The 19,280-nt window shown below is 71.3% G+C and carries 15 protein-coding genes and 1 pseudogene; 5 read left to right on the forward strand and 11 right to left on the reverse strand.

The genetic code is table 11. From position 1 onward, the window contains the following. Positions 1 to 1,092: DUF222 domain-containing protein (locus tag Q1N79_RS17115; RefSeq protein WP_300610078.1), on the reverse strand; the 1,092-nt coding region annotated here is incomplete at its 3' end. Between the two features lie 256 nt (positions 1,093 to 1,348). On the opposite strand from Q1N79_RS17115, the pseudogene Q1N79_RS17120 reads away from it, so the two are divergent. Further along, a pseudogene (locus tag Q1N79_RS17120) lies at positions 1,349 to 1,925 on the forward strand (helix-turn-helix domain-containing protein); the annotation flags it as partial. A 17-nt stretch (positions 1,926 to 1,942) separates the two neighbouring features. Here the strand turns inward: Q1N79_RS17120 and Q1N79_RS17125 are convergent. The 5 genes from Q1N79_RS17125 to Q1N79_RS17145 form a co-directional block, all read right to left on the reverse strand. Beyond that, positions 1,943 to 2,902, reverse strand: coding sequence for a CU044_5270 family protein (locus Q1N79_RS17125; RefSeq protein ID WP_367185082.1), 960 nt, complete (start codon positions 2,900 to 2,902; stop codon positions 1,943 to 1,945). Positions 2,903 to 2,920: 18 nt separating this feature from the next. Further along, positions 2,921 to 3,460: a DUF2269 family protein gene (locus Q1N79_RS17130; RefSeq protein ID WP_300610080.1), complete on the reverse strand. Its 540-nt coding sequence runs from the start codon at positions 3,458 to 3,460 to the stop codon at positions 2,921 to 2,923. A gap of 98 nt (positions 3,461 to 3,558) precedes the next feature. Continuing rightward, positions 3,559 to 3,828, reverse strand: coding sequence for a hypothetical protein (locus Q1N79_RS17135; RefSeq protein ID WP_300610081.1), 270 nt, complete (start codon positions 3,826 to 3,828; stop codon positions 3,559 to 3,561). Positions 3,829 to 3,966: 138 nt separating this feature from the next. Next, positions 3,967 to 5,934, reverse strand: coding sequence for a hypothetical protein (locus Q1N79_RS17140; protein WP_300610092.1), 1,968 nt, complete (start codon positions 5,932 to 5,934; stop codon positions 3,967 to 3,969). A 128-nt stretch (positions 5,935 to 6,062) separates the two neighbouring features. Further along, a complete protein-coding gene (locus Q1N79_RS17145) occupies positions 6,063 to 7,448 on the reverse strand; it encodes a sigma 54-interacting transcriptional regulator (RefSeq protein WP_300610093.1) in 1,386 nt (461 codons plus the stop codon). Positions 7,449 to 7,609: 161 nt separating this feature from the next. On the opposite strand from Q1N79_RS17145, the gene ilvA reads away from it, so the two are divergent. Next, positions 7,610 to 8,830, forward strand: a complete 1,221-nt coding sequence (ilvA, locus tag Q1N79_RS17150; RefSeq protein WP_300610082.1) for a threonine ammonia-lyase — start codon at positions 7,610 to 7,612, stop codon at positions 8,828 to 8,830. Between the two features lie 26 nt (positions 8,831 to 8,856). On the opposite strand, the gene Q1N79_RS17155 is transcribed toward ilvA, so the two are convergent. Together Q1N79_RS17155 and Q1N79_RS17160 are read right to left on the reverse strand one after the other, a co-directional pair. Then, positions 8,857 to 10,425 (reverse strand): hypothetical protein, encoded by a 1,569-nt coding sequence (locus tag Q1N79_RS17155; RefSeq protein ID WP_300610083.1) that lies wholly within the window; start codon positions 10,423 to 10,425, stop codon positions 8,857 to 8,859. Positions 10,426 to 10,607: 182 nt separating this feature from the next. Next, the gene (locus Q1N79_RS17160; protein ID WP_300610084.1) at positions 10,608 to 11,333 is read right to left on the reverse strand and encodes a TetR/AcrR family transcriptional regulator; all 726 of its coding nucleotides are present in this window, start codon (positions 11,331 to 11,333) and stop codon (positions 10,608 to 10,610) included. A gap of 180 nt (positions 11,334 to 11,513) precedes the next feature. Here Q1N79_RS17160 and Q1N79_RS17165 point away from each other — a divergent pair, with 180 nt between their 5' ends. After that, positions 11,514 to 13,316, forward strand: a complete 1,803-nt coding sequence (locus tag Q1N79_RS17165; RefSeq protein ID WP_300610085.1) for an MDR family MFS transporter — start codon at positions 11,514 to 11,516, stop codon at positions 13,314 to 13,316. A gap of 76 nt (positions 13,317 to 13,392) precedes the next feature. Here Q1N79_RS17165 and greA read toward each other — a convergent pair whose 3' ends face one another. Then, entirely contained in the window at positions 13,393 to 13,893 is a 501-nt protein-coding gene (greA, locus tag Q1N79_RS17170) for a transcription elongation factor GreA (protein WP_300610086.1), read from the reverse strand. Positions 13,894 to 14,218: 325 nt separating this feature from the next. On the opposite strand from greA, the gene mca reads away from it, so the two are divergent. Together mca and Q1N79_RS17180 are read left to right on the forward strand one after the other, a co-directional pair. Further along, entirely contained in the window at positions 14,219 to 15,097 is an 879-nt protein-coding gene (gene mca, locus Q1N79_RS17175) for a mycothiol conjugate amidase Mca (protein ID WP_300610087.1), read from the forward strand. Continuing rightward, positions 15,094 to 15,357, forward strand: coding sequence for a hypothetical protein (locus tag Q1N79_RS17180; RefSeq protein WP_300610088.1), 264 nt, complete (start codon positions 15,094 to 15,096; stop codon positions 15,355 to 15,357). Before mca ends, Q1N79_RS17180 begins: the two co-directional genes overlap by 4 nt. Here the strand turns inward: Q1N79_RS17180 and Q1N79_RS17185 are convergent. After that, positions 15,354 to 16,265, reverse strand: coding sequence for an SWIM zinc finger family protein (locus Q1N79_RS17185; protein WP_300610089.1), 912 nt, complete (start codon positions 16,263 to 16,265; stop codon positions 15,354 to 15,356). The two genes, Q1N79_RS17180 and Q1N79_RS17185, sit on opposite strands and share 4 nt — an antisense overlap. Then, positions 16,262 to 19,280, reverse strand: a 3,019-nt coding sequence (locus Q1N79_RS17190) for a DEAD/DEAH box helicase (protein WP_300610090.1), incomplete at its 5' end; no start/stop codon positions are given. The genes Q1N79_RS17190 and Q1N79_RS17185, both read right to left, overlap by 4 nt.

The following is a 19,280-nucleotide window of genomic DNA, read 5'->3' on the forward strand; positions in this document are numbered from 1 at the left end:
GACGAAGTCGATGGCCAGCCGGGCGATGGCGTAGCGCAGCGCGGCCCGCGCCCCGGGGGACAGCGGCCGGGCGGGCTGTTCGCCGGCGGCCAGGGCCAGCTCGATGATCTGGTCGATCACGGTCATGTCGGCGTGGCCGGTGACGACCGGGACGATCATCGCGTCGCAGGCGGCGGTCTCGGCGCCGGCGCCGGTCAGGTAGCCGGCCTGCCCGGCGCGGGCGCCGAGCCAGGCCTCCTCGATCGCGGAGGCGCCGGGCTGGGAGCGCAGCCAGGGAAACGGGATGTGCGCGATCACCTGGGTGTCGGCCCCGGCCCGGTCCGGCACCATCCGCGCCCGGATCAGCAGTTCGCAGCCCAGCTGCAGCGCGTCGTGCCACCGCTGGTCCTCGGTGCGGGTGTCTTCGGGGCCGTGCCTCTTGCCCAGTGCTTCCAGCACGGCCTGGACGGCGGCATTGCATTCGGGGGTGAGGTTGCCGCGGATGACGGCGGCGCCGCCGAACGTGGTCCCGACCGCCAGGTACCGGTCGTCGAACCCGTCATCGTCGTCCGCGTCAGGGTGCTGGGCGCGCCACTGTTCCCAGGCGGCGGCCGCGATCAGCGTCAAGTCATCCAGGGAGGCGCCGGCGGCCGCCGCGGCGTCCAGCAGGATCTTGCCGGTCTGGGCGCGCAGCTCTTCGGGGAGCTTCCTGGTCAGCTCGGTGATCTCCCGCCCGCAGGACTCGGAGACCTGCCCGGCGGCCATCGCGTCGGCCACGCCGGGGTGGGCGCTGAGCCGGCGCATCTGCCGGACCTCGGCCTTGGCGTCCTTCCTGGTCATCTGGGTCCTGGCGGCCAGCCAGGAGGCCGAGGTCCCGTACCCGTCGGCGTCGTGGGCGCCGGCCGCGTCGAACCGGCGCAGGAAAGCGGCGTGCGCCGCGGCGAACTTGGCCCGCAGCCCGCCCAGCGATATCAGCACCTCCCCGATGGCAGCGGTGTCAAGATCGGCGGCCGCCGGGGAGTTCAGGAAGTCCAGCCCCGCACGGGTTACCCGTAGCGCGTCGGCAACACTGCATAGGGTGCCGCCGTTCGCGCCTTCGCTGCCGGTGCACATGCTGGACCACCTCCCCCGGAGATCGCGCTGGCTGTCCGCGCCTTATGCGCTGTCGTCGTCTTATTGGAGGGCTTATCTATATATTAGCTTATCTGTTCTAGTATTACAACTAAGATTTCAAGATCTTTTAAAATAATGCCGCCTAGATATGTCGCCGCTAGTGCGTCGGCCACGAACGTTCACCGGGTCGGCTGACATATCACGGTGATTGCCTCCACACTCGATCGTGAGATGGGCCGAGCGGCGTGGAGGCGTGATGGCAGAGCCGGTGCGGGCGCGGCGGCTGACTGATCAAGAAGGGCAGCGGCTGCAGCAGATCGTGCGGCGCGGCAGGCACGAGCCGGTCCGGTGCGGCGGGCGATGATCATCATGGCGTCGGCGCCGGGCACGCTGGTGCCGGTGATCGCGCGGCTGGCCGCGGCCGGTGAGGACACGGTGCGGGACGTGATCCACGCGTTCAGCGCCAGGGGCTGGCCGCGCTGGACCCTCGGTGGGCGGGCGGCCATCCCCGCCGGATCAGTCCGGATCAGTGATGAGGATGTCGAGGTCATCGTCGCGGCGGCCAGGACCCGGCCGGAGAAGCCGGGCCAGCCGTTTACCCGGTGGAGCCTGCGCAAGCTGGCTGACTATTTAGCGGGCCGCCCGGAGCGGCCGGTGCGGATCGGGCGGGAGCGGCTGCGGCAGCTCTTGCATGCCCGCGGCAGCTCTTGCATGCCCGCGGCATCTCCTTCCAGCGGACCCGGACCTGGAAAGACCCGGCCGATTCGGACCGGGACGCCAGGCTGGACCGGATCGAGTACGTGACCAGCCATTACCCGGACCGGTGCTTCGCCTTAAAGCCGCTGGCAGGTCACGGAAGCTGGCCGGGATGCTGCACGATGCCGGAACCGAGCAGGGCCTGCCAGCCGAGGATCTGGCCCTTGCGGAAGCGCGCCGTCTCGTCCAGTCCGGTGCTTGAGTGCGCCCTGACCGCGACGTCGACGTAGCCCATGTAGGCGTAGGTCTTCGGGTTGATCACGATCTGCTCCTCGAGGTAGCCCTCCTGCACCGTGGAGAAGCCCACTCCGGTCCGGCCCGCCAGGTCGGTGACCGAGCGCTCGAAGCGCACCACGGGATCGCGGGCCGGCACCCCGTACAGCGCGGCCAGCAGCCGGGGCGGCAGCACGACGTTCTGCATCAGCGCCTGGACCGCGGTGAAGACGCCCGCGTTGCCGGTGCCCTCGGCGCCGATCGGATCGGGTTGGCTGCTCAGGTTGTCTCGGATGACCGCCATGAGCCGGGCCGGGCTGGTCGGCAGCGAGTTCAGGTAGGCGTAGCTCACCGGCGGCCAGCCGAACGGGGCCGGCGCCACGGCCTGCCCGGTCTTGGCGGAACGGGGCAGGTTCGAGGCCACGATGACCAGCTTCCCGTTCTTGAGGTACGCGTACTCCTGGTAGTCCGCCCGGGTCCAGGTCTGCTGCTCCAGACGGCCGGCGGGCGCCCCCTTCAGGTAGCCGCCGGTGCCCGCGGACGACGTCGCCTGCAGCACGTCGGTGTAGATCCACTGGCGCGGCCCTGGATTGAACGCCGGTCCCGCGGTCGCGGCGCGGGTCGCGTAGTCGACCAGCTGGGCCGCGGTGCCCGCGGGTCCGTAGCTGGGCACGACGGCCGGGTGCGGTGCGCCGGCCGCTGCGATCCGCCGCCGCTCGCCCCGGCGGTGGGGAAGGTCTCGGCGATCACGTCCGCCGCATCGTCCGGGTTGCCGGTACGGCGCAGCACGCAAGGTTGCTCCTTTCGACACCAGCCACATGTCCGCGGCAAGCCCGGGCATTTCAGTGTCGAATCGGAGCTAGGAGTGGGCGCCCCAGACCATCAGCACGAGGATCGCCAGCCAGATCAGCGCGACGATGCCGGACATCGAGGCGATCCGGCCGCGCTCGACCGCGGCGATCTTCAGCTCGGCGGCGACCGCCGTCGAGACAGGCTGGGCGCCGCCCGCCGCCTCCCCGTCCGGTTCGGCTCCGTCCTGTTGTTCCGAACGGTCCGTGGCGTCTGTGCCCGCCGCCCCCGTCAGCGCGGTCAGGGCCTTGCGCTGGTCGCGCACGATGAGGACGAGCAGGACCGCCGCGACCACGTAGAGGGTGATCGACGCGGAGATCCACGGCTTGCTGAAGTCGTGGAGCTGCTCGGTGATGACGAGGCCGAAGATCAGCACGAGCAGCGAGCCGATCGCGTAGATTCCCGTGACCCGGCACAGATAGCGGAGCACGACGGCGTTGCGGCTGCGGATATAACGCGGCGTTGCCATCGTTGCCGCCGTCGCCGGCCCGATCGTGAAGACGGCCGCGGCAATGTGCAGCCACAAGATGGCCCGGTCGGCAAACGACATGCGTCTCTCCTAGAGGGCGCGCCTAGGGCGAACCGCAGCCCGGGACCCGGACGTGGGCGCCGGATCCCGGGCCGCGGTTCCGCGTGCCCGCGGCCCGCTTAGCGGCCCGCGGGCTCCTTCGTGGCGGAACTGGCCGGCGTGACCGCCTTGCCCTTGTACCTAAGGGCGAACCAGGCGCCGACCGCGAAGACCACGCCGACGATCAGGCAGCCCGCGGCGCGCAGCGGGTGATGCCCTGTTGAACCCACTGTCTTCCCGCTCACCGTGAGGGTCGCGTGGCCGAGGAACGCGGGCAGGGAACCCGCAGGCACGGCCACGTAGATGATGCCGACCACGATGAACACGAGCGCGATGACAGCCAGGATCACCGCTGATACCGTCCGGCCCGTGGAGCTGCCGGATCCACTCGAGGGACTCACGTCGTCCTCCTGTTTGCTTAGTCACCTTGCCGCCGCGCGCGCGGCGCTGGGCTGTGTGATGCTGATACGGAATCTGTAGCGGCAAATCTACCGCTGACGTCTGGCACCGCGTGTCCGAAGGAAGTCGTTCACGACATATTCGCCGAGATGTTCCGGTGCTGCCCGGATCACACGGCCGCCGTTCCGCCTGGCTACATTGTCCACGAACGCGCTCAGCCGGTCGTCCTCGGCCAGCATGAAAATGTTCAGCGCGGCATGCCGCCTGGTCATCTTGTCGACCTCGGCCAGCGTTAGCTCGATCGTCTCCGGTGACGGCGGCCAGTCGAACCACGGCCGGCCGTCCCGCTGCAGGTGCGCGGTCGGCTCGCCGTCGGTGACGATCAGCACGACGGGCTCGTGCTCGGGGTGCCGGTCCAGGTGGCGTCCGGCCAGCATGAGCGCGTGGTGCAGGTTGGTGCCCTGCACCATGTCCCAGCCCAGGCCGGCGAGCTCGGTCTCGCGCAGCTCCCTGGCGTAGTTCGAGAACCCGACCACCTGGATGGCGTCCTGCGGGTACTTGCTGCGCAGCAGCGCGTGCAGCGCGAGCGCGGTCTGCTTGGCCGCCGCCCAGGTGCCGCGCAGCGCCATCGAGTAGGACAGGTCGACCAGCAGGCACACCGCGGCCGCGCTGCGCCGCTCGGTCTCGGCCACCTGGAAGTCGTGCGCGCTGAGCTTTACCGTGCCGTCATGCCCGCCGTTCGCCGCCGACCTGAGCAGGGCATTCCTGACCGTTCCGGGGACGTCGATCGGCTGCTCGTCGCCGAACTCCCACTCCCGGGTCGCGCCGGTCATGTCCCCGGCCTGCCCGGCGTCGCGCAGGTCGTGGTCGCCAAGGCGCCGGCCGTTCTCAAGCCCGGCGAAGACCCGGCGCAGCGCGGTGTCGCCGAGCCGGCGCACCGCCTTGGGGGTGAGCTCCAGGTTGCCGCCGTTGTTGGTCAGGTAGCCCTGCCGCTGCAGCTCGCGCTCGATCCGCCGCAGCGCTTCCAGGTCGTCGACCGCCTGCCTGCCGAACGCGCGGCGGACCGCCTCCTCGTCGACGTCGTCCAGGCTGGCGCCCGCGTAGTCCTGGGCGAGCGCGTTCTCCAGGTCGGCCAGGTCGGCCAGGTCCGCGACCGCGCTCGTCGCGTCGCCGAGCCCGAGCGGCGCCTCGCCCGACATCCGCACCCCGCGCTGCGGCCTGCCAAGCTCCGGCCGCCGCGCGCGCAGCGCGTCGGCGAGCGCGGCCATCTCCGCCGCCAGCCCGGCGTCCTCCATCGCCTGGGCCATCAGGTCGGCGAGCTCCTCGCGCTGCTCGTCGGACAGGGACGCGAGCAGCCGCTCGGCGGCCATCATCCGGCGGACGAGCGAGTCGACAAGCTCCTCCAGGTTCCGCGGGTTGTCGGGGAACATGTCGCCGAACTCCGCCATGAAAGCCTCGAAGTCCGCCGGCGTGTGCTCGCCGCGGCTGTCGGCGTCCAGCATCGCGCGCAGGTTCGCGAGCATGTCCTTGACCCGCTGGATGGCCGCCGGGTCTGGGTTGGTCAGCGCGTTCTTCATGCCGCGGAACTGGCTGTCAAGAACCTCCCTGCGCAGCAGGTCGCGCAGCCGCTGGAACGTCTGCCTGGCGGCCGCCGACCGCCAGTCGTAGTCCGCGAGCTGGCGGATCGCCTGCGCGGTGTCCGACGGCAGCGCGTCCAGGTCGGCCTCGCGGAGCCTGGCGTCGTCGCTCGGGTCGGGGAACAGCTCGGCGCGCTCCTGCCCGATCGCCGTGTCGAGCAGCGCGCGGGCCTGCTCGAGCATCCCGTCCAGGCGCCCGCGGCCTCGCAGCTCGCGGGACCGCTCGCGGACCCGCCGCAGCAGGTCGTCCAGGCCGCGGCGGCCCTGCCAGCCGCGCCGCAGCAGCTCGCGCAGCGCGTCCGCCGGGGTCCCGCCGCCCAGGATCGAATCGCCCATGTCGTCGAGCGCCCCGCGGACGTCGTACGGCGCCGCGAGCGGATCGGGCCCGCCGTCGTACTCCCCGTACCGGTAGTTGGCCATGTGGTACTCCGATCTCACCCGCGTCCTTACCCAGCCCGCCGCCGCTTACCCGGGAGCCCGCTGCTACCCCGCTCGTCCGCGCGCGGTGCGGGCACGTCAGTCGCCACCCCTCGTTCGGGAAAATGAATTTATGTCCTATACGTGGAGGTTCCGTCGCTTGTGTCCTTGGAGAGGCGGCGCAGCAGGTACAGGCCCTCGAGCGTGAACTCGATGGCCGCCGCCGCCTCGCCGAAGGACTCCCTGCCCTCCATGCCCAGCCGTGCCATGACCTTGGCGAGCCCTGGCACCTCGCCGGTGCGGCGCAGCAGCTCGGTCGCCGAGACCAGCTCGCCCGACTCGATCGTGCCGCCGTCGTCGAACTTGGCGAGCAGCCCCGACAGGTCCGCGCCGCCGAGCCGCGACCGGAACGTGTCCGCCACCGCGCGCCGCAGCAGGTGGGCGAGGATCTCCTCCTCGCGTCCTTCCTCGCTGACCTCGAACTCGACCTTGCCGCGCAGCGTGTGCACGGTCGCGGGCAGGTCGCAGACCCGGGCCACGGGCACCTCGTCGTGCGCCTCGGCGACCAGCGCGGTCCGGCGCACCGCGGCGGCCGCCGCGCTCTCCGCGGCCGCGATCGCGAACCGGGCGGAGACCCCCGAGCGCGCGTCGGCCGCCGGGGACTCCCTGACCAGGCGGGTGAACCGCGCGATCACCTCGACGAGGTGCTCGGGCAGCTCGGCGCCGGGGTCCTTGCCGTCCCAGGACACCCGCGCCTCCTGGTTGACCAGGGCGAGCTCGTCCTCAAGCGACAGCGGGTAGTGGGTGCGGACCTCCGCGCCGAAGCGGTCCTTCAGCGGGGTGATGATCCGGCCGCGGTTCGTGTAGTCCTCCGGGTTCGCGCTGGCCACGAGCACGATGTCGAGCGGCAGCCGCAGCGAGTAGCCGCGGACGCCGATGTCGCGCTCCTCGAGCACGTTCAGCAGCGCGACCTGGATGCGCTCGGCCAGGTCGGGCAGCTCGTTGAGGCAGAAGATCCCGCGGTTGGTGCGGGGCACCAGGCCGAAGTGAATGGTCTCCGGGTCGCCGAGCGTCCTGCCTTCTGCCACCTTGACCGGGTCGATGTCGCCGATGAGGTCACCGACGCTGGTGTCCGGCGTGGCGAGCTTCTCGCCGTAGCGGTCGCCGGCCTGGCGCCAGCTGACCGGCAGGTCGTCGCCGAGTTCGGCCGCCAGCCGCCGGCAGCGGGTGCAGGCCGGGACGTACGGGTGGTCGTTGATCTCGCATCCGGTGACCACGGGGGTCCACTCGTCGAGCAGGCCCGCCATCGTGCGGATCAGCCGGGTCTTCCCCTGCCCGCGCTCGCCGAGCAGGATGATGTCGTGCCCGGCCACGAGCGCGCGCTCGACGTGGGGCAGGACGGTCTGGTCGAAGCCGACGATGCCGGGGAACCGGTCCTGTCCGGCCCGCATCCTCGCGAGCAAGTTCTTTCTTATCTCCTGCTTGACCGTCAGGTAGACGTGGCCGCTGGCACGCAGGTCACCGAGCGTCGCCGCCGCGGGTGGCCTGGCCTGCCGAGCGCTTGCGCTGGGCTGCTGGCTGTTTCGCTGCACGGCTCCGACACTATGTCGGCAACGCGAGTGTTCGCATCTTCCGCAGGTCAGCGGCGCGCGTTCGCGCGTGGACTATGGTCTACCCCGTGACGACGATTCCCTCGCTCGTGCAGCCCGACGACGTGGTCGCCGCCCGCGAGCTGCTGAGCGACGTGATAGCGCAGACCCCCCTGCTGCACTCGCGCGTGCTTTCCGAGGTCTGCGCCGGCCCGGTCTACCTCAAGTGCGAGAACCTCCAGCGGACCGGGTCGTTCAAGGTGCGCGGGGCGTACACGCGGATCGCCAGGCTGTCGGCCGCGGAGCGGGCCCGCGGCGTGGTGGCCGCGAGCGCGGGCAACCACGCGCAGGGCGTGGCGTTCGCGGCGGGCCTGCTCGGCACCACCGCCACCGTGGTCATGCCGGAACGCGCGCCGCTGCCCAAGGTCGCCGCTACCCGCGGCTACGGGGCGACAGTCGTGCTGCACGGCACGTCGGTCGAGGACGCGCTCGACGAGGCGCTGCGCTACGCCGCGGCGACCGGGAGCGTGTTCATCCACCCCTACGACCACGCGGACGTCGTGGCGGGCCAGGGAACGCTCGGCTTCGAGATCATCGAGCAGTTCCCTGGGGTGCGGACGATCCTCGTCCCGGTCGGCGGCGGCGGCCTGGCCGCCGGGATCACGGTGGCGGTCAAGAGCCTCGACCCGCAGGTCAAGGTCGTCGGCGTGCAGGCCGAGTCCGTGGCGGCGTACCCGGCCTCGATCGCCGCCGGGCATCCGGTGGCCGTGCCTGCCCGGCCGACGATCGCCGACGGGATCGCGGTGAGCAGGCCGGGCGACATCGCCTTCGCGATCCTCGCCGCGCAGGCCGACGGGTTCGTGACGGTGTCCGAGGCGGCGCTGTCGCGCGGGCTGCTGCTCTGCCTCGAGCGCGCCAAGCAGGTGGTCGAGCCGTCGGGGGCGGCGGCGGTCGCCGCCCTGCTCTCCTACCCGGGCGAGTTCGAGCCGCCGGTCGCCGCCGTGCTGTCCGGCGGGAACATCGACCCGCTGCTGCTGTCCAAGCTGCTGCGGCACGGGCTGACCGCCGCGGGGCGGTTCCTCGGGCTCCGCTGCCGGCTGCCCGACTACCCCGGGTCGCTCGCGGGCCTGCTCGGCCTGCTCGCGGTCCTTGGCGCGAACGTGCTCGAGGTGAGCCACGAGCGGCTCGCTCCGGGCCTGCGGGTCGACGAGGTCGAGGTCGTGCTGCACGTGGAGACCCGCGGCCCGGATCACTGTGCCGACGTCAAGGCCAGGCTCCAGGCCGCGGGGTACGTGCTCTCGTTCGGTTAGGGCACGCCGATCGTCTTCCGGCGTGGCTAAGAAACCGGGGTGACCTCCACGTCGACCCAGCGAACCTCGCCGTCGTCCGAGCTGTCGAACGTGTCCGGGTACAGGAACGTCCCGGTGTTGGTCGCGTCGTTGATCTGATAGGTGCTGTTGCCCGGGCCGATTTTCCCGAGCGGAATCGTGGGCACGGTGCCGTTTGACGCCGCGGGTGCGGCCTTGGCCACGTTGGGCGAGTACAGCGGCCCGTTCGTGATGCCGTCAGGCACCGTGGCGGGCCCGGTCACCACGCCCGTGGTGTCGTTGATCTGGGCGCCGTAGTAGAAGCGCTGCTCCTGGAAGAAGTAGTACTCGTAGTCCATCACGGTGCCGCCGCCGTAGCAGTAGATGGCGGTCTTGTACTTGCCTGGCGGCAGCGTGATGCCGTCATAGGCGCTGTAGATCCAGCCGTCGCCCGGCTTGGCTGGCTTGCCCTCGGCCGTCCGCCAGTCGGGAAGCTTCGCCGGGTCGGGGCCGGCCGTGCCCTGCATGGTGCCGTCGACAATCTCCTGGGTCGCGATGTCGAAGATCGCGCACGCGCCGGGCAGCAGGACCGCGGCGGGGGTGTCTGACAGCGGATTCGCGAGCGGGGAATAGAACCAGATCTTGTTCAGCCTGCTCTTGGCGGAGAGCCAGAACTCGGTACCGCAGGACTGCTCGTTCGTGTCCGCCTCGTCGGAGTCGGTCCCCTTAGGCGGCGCGACGATCCGCGGCATGCCCGGCCACAGGCGGTACGAGCTGCCGGCCGGCGCCTTGGTGGTGATCTGGACGTCCAGCCAGAAGAACGGGTACTCCGAGCTGTAGGCAGGCACGACCTTCGTGGGGTTGTCGCCCGTGGTGGCCGCGCACTGGTCCGTCGAGTTGGGTCCGCTCGACGGCGCGACCAGCGGGCCGTTGGCCACCCCCTTCGCCCAGGGATCGCCCGGACCCCACATCTTGTCGGTCACGGGAACCCCGCCGACCGCGGCGGTCTCCAGCTGGTAGGAGGTGGCGATCGACAACGGCACGGCGTGCGGCAGCGGGACGTAGTTCCACCGGCCGCGCACGAGCTTGGCCGAGGTGACGGTCGTGCCCGGGAGGATCTCCCCGGTGTGCACGTAGTCCGGCCCCAGGTACGGCAGCCACAGCGTGAACGTCTGCCGCGCGGTGGGCTGCCCGTCTTCGCAGACCCAGAGCCAGTAGCCCTCCAGCCAGCCCGCGCCGGTCGTCAGCTCGAAGAACAGGCTGGTGACCAGCCCCGCGCTCCCGGTCGGCGCGGCGGTCTTCGGCCCCTTGCGGGTGCCGAACAGCCGGTAGGTCCCCGCCGCGGCGGCTGGCTGCTCAGCGGCGGCCAGTTCGGCTGCCATGGCGCTCCGCCGGGCAGGCGCGGCGCCCCTGGCCCGGTCCCGGTCCGCCAGCGCTGCCCCGCCGACAAGGCCCACCGCGGCGCCGGCCAGCGCCACGCCGACCGCACGGCGGCTGAAGTGCGGTGCGCCTTCGCGCTGCGCCGGTCCTCCCGCGCGCTGCGCCGGTCCGCCCGCGTCCGCGGCACCGGAGGCGTCAATTGCCCTTGCGTCATCCATCGTTACGTCACCCCGCTCAGATCGGCTGCTTGCTCAGCCTGGCGATGGACGGTAGCAGGGCAAAAGTGGCTAAATCAGCGGAAGTTTATATATTTTACGATACGTTCGCGTATCGACTCGGGCGGTCGTCGGCGGGGCGGGCATCGCGGCAGGAACGCGGCAGCGATGCGGTGGCTGACCGGCTACGCTGCGCCGATGTCCCGGGTGAGGTCGTCGGCCAGCTCCAAGACGATCCCGCGCAGCTCCGCCCGGTCCGGCAGGCGGAGCGTGTCCGGCCCGCCCTGGTCCGCGGTGCCTGGCTCCAGCGTCTCGCGCATGAAGAACATGCACGACGCGCTGGCGGCGAAGATCGCCGCGGCGGCGCGAATCCGCGCGCGCGGCGGCGCGTTCGGGCCGGTGATGATCTCCACGAGCGCGTTCAGCCTGGGCCGGAACTGCCCGAAGCGGTGCTTGCCCCCGTCGGAACCGCTGTCGGAGCCGCTCAGCGACGCCTGGTTGCGCTCGAGGAAGAGGAAGACCTCGCTGCCGTCGAGCAGGATCGTGATGTACCTGTCGAGCACCTCGTGCCCGGTGCGCGCGGTCGGCGGCTGGTCCCGGCCCCAGGCGATCAGCGCGTCGAGCCGGCAGAAATGATCCTCGGTGAAACTGCGGACGATGTCTTCCTTGGATTTGAAGTGGTAGTAAAGCGCGGCCTTCGTCACGCCGAGGCGCTCGGCGATTTCGCGCAGCGACGTCCGCTCATACCCCTGCTCCGCGAACAGCTCGAGCGCGACCTGCTGGATCCGCGCGCGCGTGTCGCCCCGCCGGCCCCCGGGAGCATCACCGTGCGCGGCGTGGTCCGCTACCGTGATATCGCCCCCCGGGCCCCCGGGCGCCTCGGGTCCCTCGCCGGGTGGTACCGCGTCCATCGTTATGTCAGCCCTCCGCCCTTACGGCATCCCTGCGCGCGCCCCTCCGCGCGCCCTCCGCGTGCCGCGGAATTTACTTGACGACCGGTTAGTTCGCACTATAGCTTCTTTCTAGTAATCAGACTAGCCGGTCGGCAAGTAAGTTTGCGCCGCGGTGCCAGACAGGTCGAGGAGCAAAGCGTGGATGACGCAACGGGTGGCGTCGGCGCCGCGGACGCCACAGGCGGCAGCGCGCCGGACCTGACGCCGCCCCCATCCCAGAACGGCGCCGGGCCCACGGGTGGCGGTTCCCCGAACGGCAGCGCCGTGAACGGGCACCGCAGGCAGGCGAACCGCACCGCCCCGGCCGTCAACGGCAATGCCGCCCACGCTGGCCCGGCCCCGGTGGCCGCCGCGGCCGCGAACGGCGCGGCCGCAGCGGGGGCGGCGCCCGGCTTCTTCACCCAGCGCCAGATCATGGTCGTGCTGCCCGGCCTGCTGATGGCCATGATGCTGGCAATGCTCGACCAGCTGATCGTCGGCACGGCGCTGCCGCGGATCGTGGGCAGCCTCGGCGGCGTCGCGCACCTGTCGTGGGTGGTCACCGCCTACACGCTTGCCGCCACGATCACCACGCCGTTCTACGGCAAGCTCGGCGACATGTACGGCAGGAAGAAGTTCTTCCTCGCCGCGATCGTGATCTTCCTGACCGGGTCGGCGCTGTCCGGCCTGTCCACCTCGATGGCCGAGCTGATCTCCTTCCGCGCACTCCAGGGCCTGGGCGCGGGCGGCCTGATGGTCGGCTCGATGGCGACGATCGGCGACATCGTGCCGCCCCGCGAGCGCGGCCGCTACATGAGCTATTTCATGGTCGTGATGATGCTCGCCACGATCGGCGGCCCGCTGCTCGGCGGATGGATCACCGACGCGTTCTCCTGGCGCTGGATCTTCTACATCAACCTGCCGCTCGGCGGCGCCGCGCTCGTCTACCTGATCGCCACCATGCACCTGCCGCCGCGCCGGGTCCAGCACCGGATCGACTACCTCGGCGGCATCCTGCTCGGCGTCGCCGCGACCGCCGTCATCCTGCTCGCCACCTGGGGCGGCACCGCGTACAAGTGGGCTTCCCCGCAGGTCCTCGGGCTGGCCGCGCTCGCCGTCGGCGCGCTGGTCTGGTTCCTGCGGGTCGAACAGCGCGCCAACGAGCCGATCCTGCCGCTGCACGTGTTCAAGAACCGCAACTTCTCGCTCACGATGGTGCTGACGTTCTTCGTCGGCCTGGCGCTGTTCGGCGCGATGACGTTCCTGCCGCTGTTCCAGCAGACCGTGCAGGGCGCGACCCCGACGGTGAGCGGCCTGCTGTTCACGCCGCTGATGCTCGGCTCGGCCATCACGTCGATCGTGGCCGGGCAGGCCGTGACGAGGACCGGGCGCTACAAGATCTTCCCGATCATCGGCGGCCTGGTGATGGCGGTGGGCATGTTCCTGCTCAGCGGGCTGAACGTGGGCACCACGCGGCTGCACCTCAGCCTCGACTACATCGTGCTCGGCCTCGGCATGGGCTTCCTGATGCAGATGGTCTCGCTGATCGCGCAGAACAGCGTGGAACTCAAGGACATGGGGGTCGCGAGCAGCGCCCGGATGTTCTTCCAGCAGATCGGCGGGTCGCTCGGAGTGGCCGCGCTCGGCGCGCTGTTCGCGAGCCGGCTGAACGGCGCGATCGCCTCGTCCGCGGCCGCGGCCGGCGGGCAGTTCCACGTCACGGGCAGCTCGCTCGACCCGGCCATCGTGACCAGCCTCCCGCCGGCGGTGCGGCAGGTGGTGGACTCCGCGATCGCGCACGCCGTCCAGGGCGTGTTCGTCTGCGTGGTTCCCGCGGCGGTGCTCGTGTTCGTGCTCGCGTTGTTCATCAAGGAAGTGCCGCTGCGCGGCCGGGCGCCAAGCGGCGAGAACCCCGGCCCAGGCGGCGAGGACGCCGTTCCCGGCGCGGAACTCGCCGGCTGACCGCCGCAACGCCCCGGAACGCCCCGCAACGCCGAAGCCCCCGGCGGCCCCTGGTCCGCCTGGGGGCTTCGCGTGCTCAGGCTCCGGCGTACGGCACGGCTTCCAGGATCTCCACCGTCGTGGACCGGCCGTTGGGCAGCGTGAACGTCGCGTGCTCACCGACCTTCTTGCCGCTGATCGCCGACCCGAGCGGGGACCGCGGCGAGTAGACGTCGATCGGGGAGCCGCTCTCCTCGCGCGAGGCCAGCAGGAACGTGACCTCGTCATCGTCGCCGACGAACCGGACCGTCACGGTCATCCCCGGGCCGACAACGCCGTCCGTGCGCGGCGGCTCGCCTACCCGCGCGTTCTCCAAGATGTGCTGGAGCTGGATGATCCGCCCCTCCATCTTGCCCTGCTCTTCCTTGGCCGCGTGGTAACCGCCGTTCTCGCGCAGGTCCCCCTCTTCGCGGGCCGCCTCGATCTTCTTCGCGATATCGATGCGTCCCTGGCCGGAGAGATGGTCAAATTCGGCCTTCAGCCGGTCGTACGCCTCCTGGGTCAGCCAGGTGACGCTGTCTTCGCGCGTTTCGGTCACGGGCACTCCTCAGTACTGCGCAGGACTCGTTCGTCCGCTAGGGCTGGTCATCCAGGCGTAAGGGGTCACCACCCTCCGCCAGGGAGCCAGCCGGTCTCCGGGGGTAATCTTCTGAGGCTAACAAGGGTCGGCCACTGCTGTGTACTAGTCAAGTGGTGCCGGTTGGCGGTGTGGCGTTCCCGGTAAGCCTCCGGGCGAGCGTTCCCGTGGGGAATGCCGTTAAACCGGGCGGATGTTCCGGAGAGGGAAACACGAGTGGACGGAGGAGACCACGTTGTCATCCCAGGGGCCTGCGCAGCCTGTGGACCGGGAGAAACTCCGGCTGATGGCCGTGCACGCGCACCCGGACGACGAGTCGAGCAAGGGTGCCGCGACGATGGCCAGGTACGCGCGCGCCGGCGTTCAGGTGCTCGTCTGCACGATGACCGGCGGCGAGCGCGGCGACGTCCTGAACCCGGCGATGGACCGGCCGGAGGTGCGGGCCGACATGCCCCGCATCCGCCGCGAGGAGATGCGGCGGGCCCGCGAGATCCTCGGCGTCGGGCAGCGGTTCCTGGGCTTCGTCGACTCCGGCCTCCCCGAGGGCGACCCGCGGCCGCCGCTGCCCGCGGGCTGTTTCGCGCTGACCCCGCTCCCCGACGCGGCCGCACCGCTGGTGCAGGCGGTTCGCGAGTTCCGGCCGCACGTGATCCTGACCTACGACGAGAGCGGCGGCTACCCGCACCCGGACCACATCAAGACCCACCAGGTCGCGGTCGAGGCGTTCGAGTCGGCGGCGGACCCGGACAAGTACCCGGGACGCGGCGAGCCCTGGCAGCCGCTGAAGATGTACTACTTTGTCACCTTCCACGAGGCGAGGTACGTCGCGCTGCACGAGGAGATGCTGCGCCGCGGCATGGACTCGCCGTACACGAAGGTCTTCGCGCGCTGGCAGGAGCGCGCAAGCAAGCGCGCCGAGCTGGGCATCCCCGAGCTGGAGATCACCACCCGCGTCGAGGCGGCCGGATTCTACGAGACCAGGAACCAGGCGCTGCTCGCGCACGCCACCCAGATCGACCCGAACAGCTCGTGGTTCGCCTGCCCGCTGGACGTGCAGCGCGCCGCGTGGCCGACCGAGGACTATCATCTTGCTAGGTCGCTCGTCGATACCGAGCTGCCGGAAGATGACCTTTTCGCGGGTGTCCTTGAGAGTGTGACGCTTTGACGTTCCTCGCCGCGCTGCTAGCCAGCACGTCAGACAACTCCACGCTGAACGACGTCGAACCGGGACTGCTCGGCTTCCTCGTCGTGGCCGGGATCGGGATCGTGCTCGTCTTCCTGCTGCGCTCGATGAACAAGCAGTTCCGCAAGCTCGGCCCGCCGCCGGGGGAAGCGGACGGCGAGGGCGAAGACGACGGGGGCGAGGACGACGACGCCGCCTCCGGCGGCGGCGGGGCGAGAGCGCACGGCGCGAAGCGCCGCTAGCCGCCAAGCTGCTCGTACGCCGCGGACAGCACCGTGCGCAGGTCCTTGCCGCGGACCGTGAGCGCGGGCGGGTCGAACATGCGAAGCAGCAGGTCCGGGACCGTGGCGGCCACGGCAGGCGCGGCCAGCGCGCGCAGCCGCGCCTGGCTCAGCCCGGGCGACCAGAAGTCACCCGCCTGGGCGAGCGGCGGCCCCGTCACGTCGGCGAGCACGGCGCGCGTGGCGCTCGCGTCGGCCACTGCCACGGCCGGCAGGCCGGCTTCGACGCGGTCGTGCCTGCCCGCCCCTTGACCCCCCGGGCCCGGCCGCCGGCCGGCCCCGCGCAGCGCGGCAAGCAGCGTGTCACGGTCCCGGCCGCGCCAGGCGAGCATCGCGAACGGGTCGTCGTCGAACGCCTCGGCAAGCACGTAACACACCGCGGCCAGATGTTTGCAGGGCACCTCCCAGTCCGGACAGCTGCAGTGCATGTCCAGGTCGGCGGCCGACCGGGGGAAGAGCGGCGTGCCGCAGTCGGCGAAGACCCGCTCGATCTCCGCTGGCATCTCACCGGCCAGCAGTTTCGCGCGGAACAGCGCCTGCGCCGCCAGCCGGGACTCGACGGTCTTCCACTGCGGCGTGGTCAGCGGCAGCACGGTGATCGTGACCTTGTACGGCTGGGGGCGCGAGCCCTGCACCCGGGCGGTGACCTTGCCGACGGTCAGCGAGAACTCAAGGACCTGGCCGCGCCTGGCGTAGTTGCGGCCGCGCTGCAGCCGCCCGCTCATCCCGTATGACTCGAGCGCGGCGATGAACCGCCGCGACCACCACTTCTCGCCGATCGCGCCGCGCTGGCTGCGAGCCTTGATGCCGCCCTCGACGCTGATCGGCCCCCGGGACTCGGGCCAGTCGTTCCAGTACCGCGGGCTCATCCCGACACCGCCTCGGGAGACAGCGCGAGCACCTCACGCAACTCCGACGTCGACAGTTCGGTGAGCCAGTTCTCGCCGCTGCCGACGATCTGCTCGGCGAGCGCCTTCTTCTGCTCGATCATGGCGTCGATCCGCTCCTCCAGCGTGCCGACGCAGACGAACTTGCGGACCTGCACGTCGCGGCGCTGGCCGATGCGGAACGCCCGGTCGGTGGCCTGGTCCTCCACCGCCGGGTTCCACCACCGGTCGACGTGGATGACATGGTTCGCCGCGGTGAGGTTCAGCCCGGTGCCGCCGGCCTTGAGCGACAGCAGGAAGATCACCGGCTCGCCGGCCTCCTGGAACCGCAGCACGATCTCGTCACGCTGTTTCTTGGGGGTGCCGCCGTGCAGGAACAGCACCTGGCAGCCGATCCGGGCGGCCAGGTACGGCTGCAGCATCCGCCCCCATTCGGCGTACTGGGTGAAGCACAGCGCCTTGTCACCGTCGGCGGCGACCTCCTCGCAGATCTCCTCAAGCCGCTCCAGCTTGCCGGAGCGCCCGGGCAGCCGGGATCCGTCGCCGAGCAGGTGCGCCGGGTGGTTGCAGACCTGCTTGAGCTTGGTCATCGTGGCGAGCACGAGCCCGCGCCTCGTGATGTCGTCCGACGCGTCGCCGATGCGGCTGAGCATGTCGATGACCGTCGCCTGGTACAGGCTGGCCTGTTCCTGCGTGAGGTTGCACCAGACCTTGATTTCCTGCTTGTCGGGCAGGTCGGAGATGATTGACTTGTCCGTCTTGAGGCGGCGCAGCACGAACGGCTGGGTGATCCGCCGCAGCTGGTCCGCCGCCTCGGCGTCGCCGTGCCGCTCGACCGGGATGGCGAATCGCTCGCGGAACTTCTTGGCCGTGCCGAGCAGGCCGGGGTTGGCGAACTCCATGATCGACCACAGCTCGGAGAGCTGGTTCTCCACCGGGGTCCCCGTCAGCGCGATGTGCGCCGCCGCGGGCAGCGCCCTGACCGCCCTGGCCTGCGCGGTGTCGCGGTTCTTGATCGCCTGCGCCTCGTCGCAGACGACGCGGGCCCACGGTACCCGGCTCAGCGAGTCCAGGTCCCTGTTGGCGATTCCGTACGTGGTTATCACCAGGTCCGCGTCCGCCAGCGCCGCGGTCAGCTCGTCGCCCGTCAGCCGCTCCGCGCCGTGGTGGACGTGCACCCGCAGCTCCGGGGTGAACCGTTGCGCTTCCCGCTGCCAGTTCCCCACCAGCGACATCGGGCATACCAGCAACGTCAGCCGGTTCCCCGGCGGGGCGGCGGTGACCAGGGCCAGCAGCTGAACGGTCTTGCCCAGGCCCATGTCGTCGGCGAGGACGGCGCCGAGGCCGAGTTCCCCGAGGAAGGACAGCCAGGCGAGGCCGCGCTGCTGGTAGGGCCGCAGCTCGCCGTGGAAGCCGGGTGGTGTGCCGAGCGGCGGCAGCCGCCGGTCGGCCTGCCCGGACAGCAGGTCGCCGAGCCAGCCGCCGGCGTCCACGGTCACCGGCACGCCGTCGGCCGGCCCGTGCGCGTCGGCCTGGAGCACGTCGGCGGCGGTCATCGTGCCGGACTGGTTGCGCTCGAGGAACTTCAGCGCGGTCTTCAGGTGCCGCTCGTCCAGTTCCACCCACTGGCCGCGGACGCGGACAAGCGGCACCTTCAGCGCGGCGAGCTCGGCCAGTTCGCCTGGGGAGAGCACATGGTCGCCGACGGCCAGGTCGTAGCGGAACTCGACGAGGTCCTGCAGGCCGAATGCGGACTGCCTGGCCGACGGCGAGCTGGCCGTGCTCGACTTGGTGGTCAGCTTCAGCCCGAGCCGCGCCTTGCGCGCCCAGTCGGGAAGCAGCACGCCGAAGCCGGCGCCGGCGAGCAGCGGCCCGGTCTCCCTGAGGAACCGCAGCGCGCCCGCGGTGTCGAGGGTGACCGCGGCGGGCGCGGGCTCGCGGAGCGCGTCTTCGAGTTCGGGGAACAGCCGGGCGGCGGCACCCAGGCCCGCGAGCAGCAGCTCGTCGGGATGCTCGTCACCGGCGAGCCAGCCGGTCCCCGCCCCGGCCCAGACGTCCCCGGCCGTCAGCATCAGGCTCGGGTCCTGCGCCGACTGCAACGCGAACTCCACTCGCCACAAGCCGGCGTCCCGCGAAATGCCGGCTTCCTCGCCGCCGGGCTCGGCCGGTTCGGCCAGGCGGAAGCAGGTGCGGACCGGGCCGGCCGGGAGCTGCGCGGCGGCTAGCCAGGCGGCCAGCGACGTGACCAGTGCCTGCGCCTCGGCCGCGTCCTGCGGCGTTTCCACCGCGACCCGAGCATCGGCGGCGGTGAGAGCGGCAACCGTCCGTTCGGCTAGCTCGATACGGTCGGGGCGGCGACCTCTGCGCGCGGGCAGGAGCGGTGCCTGCAACCGGGTGCGTACCGCCGAATCCGCGAAGGCGTCGAGCATGTCGGCCAGCGAGGTCCCGGCCGGGGCGTCCTCGGCCGCGCGGCACAGCGGCGGCATCGCGGCCGCGAGTTCCCTGGCACGCTGGGCATCGGTGGCGGCAAGCACCGGTCGCCAGCGGGCGGCGTAGCCGTCCTCCTCGGGAACCAGCATGGGCAGCACCCGGCCGCGCGTGGCCAGGTCGGACGCGAACAGCGCGACGGCGCACAGGTAGCCGATGGAGCCGCCGCAGGTAAGCTCGGCGAACTGTGCCCCGGCGAGCGCGGTGAGCAGCCCGGCCGCCGCGTCCGGTTCGAACGTGAGCACCGGTATCCGCCAGGCGGCCAGCGACGGCCGCGGGCCGCCGGACGGACGGTCCTCACCTGGCGGTTCTGCCTGGTCATGCGGCCGGGTGAGTGCGGGCGAGGCGAGCGGGCCGTCGCCGATCGTCGGCAGCCGCAGGGTCAGCTCGTCGTCGACGGCTTTCCTGGCCAGGTCGGCGACGGGCGCGCGGAGCGCGACGAGCGCGTCGGCGAGCTCGGTCGCGCCGGCGGCGAACGGGTGCCTGCGCGGCGCGCGCGACGGCCGGCCG

Source organism: Trebonia sp., assembly GCF_030042015.1.
Lineage (GTDB): Bacteria > Actinomycetota > Actinomycetes > Streptosporangiales > Streptosporangiaceae > Trebonia.